2 rRNA genes are annotated in these 3,491 nt (G+C 55.5%); both read left to right on the forward strand.

Going from position 1 to position 3,491, the window contains the following annotated elements:
• Positions 1-170: 170 nt before the first annotated feature.
• A 23S ribosomal RNA gene (locus D7X74_RS38680) occupies positions 171-3,138 on the forward strand.
• A gap of 179 nt (positions 3,139-3,317) precedes the next feature.
• A 5S ribosomal RNA gene (gene rrf / locus D7X74_RS38685) occupies positions 3,318-3,434 on the forward strand.
• Positions 3,435-3,491 lie beyond the last annotated feature (57 nt).

A 3,491-nucleotide genomic window follows, 5' to 3' on the forward strand; every position in this document is an offset into this window, starting at 1 on the left:
CCGCGAGGCAGCTTGGAGGTGAAAATGAAGTCTCCCACTTTAAGAAGAAGCAGTGAGAATCAAGCAATAAAGAGTCTTCCGGGTCTGCTGCGAAGAGCAGGGGCCTGGGCCTTGGCCTCGAGTTTCGACAATCCCGCCGGGAGGCGGGCGTGACGACAAGAGATCAGGGCAAGTAAGCTACTAAGGGCGTGCGGTGGATGCCTAGGTGCCAAGAGGCGATGAAGGACGTGGGTGGCTGCGAAAAGCTTCGGGGAGTTGCCAACCAAACGTTGATCCGGAGATGTCCGAATGGGGAAACCCAGCGCGGCGAATAGCTGCGTTACTCCAGTCTGAATCCATAGGGCTGCGAGAGCGAACCAGGGGAAGTGAAACATCTCAGTACCCTGAGGAAGAGAAAACAATGAGTGATTCCCAAAGTAGTGGCGAGCGAAATGGGAAGAGGCCAAACCAACGTCATGCAAATGGCGGTGGGGTAGCGGGTCCGCGGTAGGACTTTGACAGGCTAGTGGAAGCGTCCTGGAAAGACGCACCAAAGAGCGTGATAGTCGCGTACACGAAAGCCAGTTGGAGCTGAGCGGGTTACCCAAGTAAGACGGGACACGTGCAATCCTGTCTGAATCTGCCGGGACCATCCGGTAAGCCTAAATACTCCTTGGCGACCGATAGTGAACAAGTACCGCGAGGGAAAGGTGAAAAGAACCCCGGTGAGGGGAGTCAAAAGAACCTGAAACCGCATGTCTACAAGCAGTTCGAGCACTACGGCGCAAGCCAGTGCGAGAGCGTACCTTTTGCATCATGATTCGGCGACTTAATATACGTAGCGAGGCTAAGCCGATAGGTGGAGCCGGAGCGAAAGCGAGTCCGAACAGGGCGTCGAGTTGCGTGTATTATAACCCGAAGCGGGGTGATCTACACATGGCCAGGTTGAAGTGCGGGTAACACCGCATGGAGGACCGAACTCATGAAAGTTGAAAATTTCTGGGATGAGCTGTGTGTAGGGGTGAAAGGCCAATCAAACTCCGTGATAGCTGGTTCTCCCCGAAAGATATTTAGGTATCGGCTCGGGCAATTCAATGCCGGAGGTAGAGCACTGGAACGGCTAGGGGTCTCACCAGATTACCAAACCGTACCAAACTCCGAATGCCGGCAATTGTTATCCCGGGACGCAGTCAGTGGGTGATAACGTCCATTGGCAAGAGGGGAATAACCCAGACCGACAGCTAAGGCCCCCAAATCTAGTCTAAGTGAACACTAGAAAGGATGTGGCAGGTCATTGACAACCAGGAGGTTGGCTTAGAAGCAGCCATCCTTTAAAGAAAGCGTAATAGCTCACTGGTCAAGACAGGCCGCGCCGAAAATGTAACGGGGCTCAAGACTAGTGCCGAAGCTTCGGGTCATGCGCGTCAGGCGCGTATGGCGGTAGGGGAGCGTCCCAGTTGCAGCGAAGGTAGACCGAAAGGGCTGCTGGAGCGACTGGGAGTGCTGATGCCGAAATGAGTAGCGATAAAGGGGGTGAGAAACCCCCTCGCCGTAAACCCAAGGTTTCCTGGGTCAAGTTAATCTTCCCAGGGTTAGCCGGGTCCTAAGCCGAGGCCGAAAGGCGTAGGTGATGGCAAGCAGGTTAATATTCCTGCGCCATCTTGCAGACGTTGAACTGAGGGAGGACGGAGAAAGCTAGGCGAGCTGACCGGTGGTTGTGTCAGTCTAAAGACGTAGGGGTGTCGCGTACGAATAAAGGCGCGGCAGCTATCCCCGAGATCCCATGGCGCCCCGCAAGGGGTAAGTCGCTGATGCTCGGCTTCCAAGAAAAGTCCCGCAGGGAGTCTGCAGGGTGTCCGTACCGCAAACCGACACAGGTGGGTGAGGAGAAAATCCTAAGGCGCTTGAGAGAACTCTCCTCCAAGGAACTAGGCAAATTTCCACCGTAACTTCGGAAGAAGGTGGGCCTCTGGTAGGTGTAGGCGTACAGCCGAAGCCGAGAGAGGTTGCAGAGAAATGGCGGTAGCGACTGTTTACCAAAAACACAGGACTCTGCGAAGGCGACAAGCCGACGTATAGGGTCTGACTCCTGCCCGGTGCTGGAAGGTTAAGGGGATTCGTCAGCCGCAAGGCGAAGCGATGATCCGAAGCCCCAGTAAACGGCGGCCGTAACTATAACGGTCCTAAGGTAGCGAAATTCCTTGTCGGGTAAGTTCCGACCTGCACGAATGGAGTAACGACTTCCGCACTGTCTCGGAGAGGGACTCAGCGAAATTGAAATAGCTGTGCCGATGCAGTTTACCCGCAGCAAGACGGAAAGACCCCGTGAACCTTTACTACAACTTGACAGTGACACTAGGGATTGACTGTGTAGGATAGGTGGGAGCCTTTGAAGCCGGGCCGCTAGGTTCGGTGGAGGCAACGGTGAAATACCACCCTGTTGATTTCTGGTGTCTAACCATGTCTCGTCAGCCGGGACTGGGACACTGTCTGGTGGGTAGTTTGACTGGGGCGGTCGCCTCCCAAAAAGTAACGGAGGCGCGCGATGGTTCCCTCAGCCCGATTGGAAACCGGGCGTCGAGTGCAATGGCATAAGGGAGCTTGACTGCGAGACCGACAGGTCGAGCAGGTGCGAAAGCAGGTCATAGTGATCCGGTGGTCCTGAATGGAAGGGCCATCGCTCAACGGATAAAAGGTACTCCGGGGATAACAGGCTTATCTCCCCCAAGAGTTCACATCGACGGGGAGGTTTGGCACCTCGATGTCGGCTCATCGCATCCTGGGGCTGGAGCAGGTCCCAAGGGTTTGGCTGTTCGCCAATTAAAGCGGTACGCGAGCTGGGTTCAAAACGTCGTGAGACAGTTTGGTCCCTATCTGCTGTGGGCGTAGGATACTTGAGAGGCTCTGACCTTAGTACGAGAGGACCGGGTTGGAGGCACCGCTGGTGTACCAGTTGTCTCGCCAGAGGCATCGCTGGGTAGCCATGTGCCGATTGGATAACCGCTGAAAGCATCTAAGCGGGAAACCGACCTCAAGACCAGGTATCCCGGGCGCAAGCCCCTGAAGACTCGTGGAAGACTACCACGTTGATAGGCTGGGTGTGTAAGCGCGGTAACGCGTTAAGCTAACCAGTACTAATAAGTCGAGCGGCTTACTTTCCCCCTTCTCTTGCATGCCCCCAACCGGGGAGTAAGGGATTCGGGGCTAAGGCCGAGGCCAGGACGCGAAGCAAGGCGTCCGCCCGGAAGACAATAGCTATTTCACTCTTCTTCAAATGAAGAGGCTTCATTCAAGCAGAAGCTTGCAACTTACCCTTCGTATGCACCGTCATTCGCTTTTCCGGTGGCAATGTCGGAGGGGTCACACCCGTTCCCATCCCGAACACGGAAGTTAAGCCCTCCAGAGCCGATGGTACTCCGCGGGAAACCGCGTGGGAGAGTAGGTCGCTGCCGGATTCTTTTTGAAAAGCCCCTGGTGCCGCAAGGCGCCAGGGGCTTTTGTCTTTGCGGGCT

The sequence above is a fragment of the Corallococcus sp. CA047B genome (genome assembly GCF_003612065.1).
Lineage (GTDB): Bacteria > Myxococcota > Myxococcia > Myxococcales > Myxococcaceae > Corallococcus > Corallococcus praedator.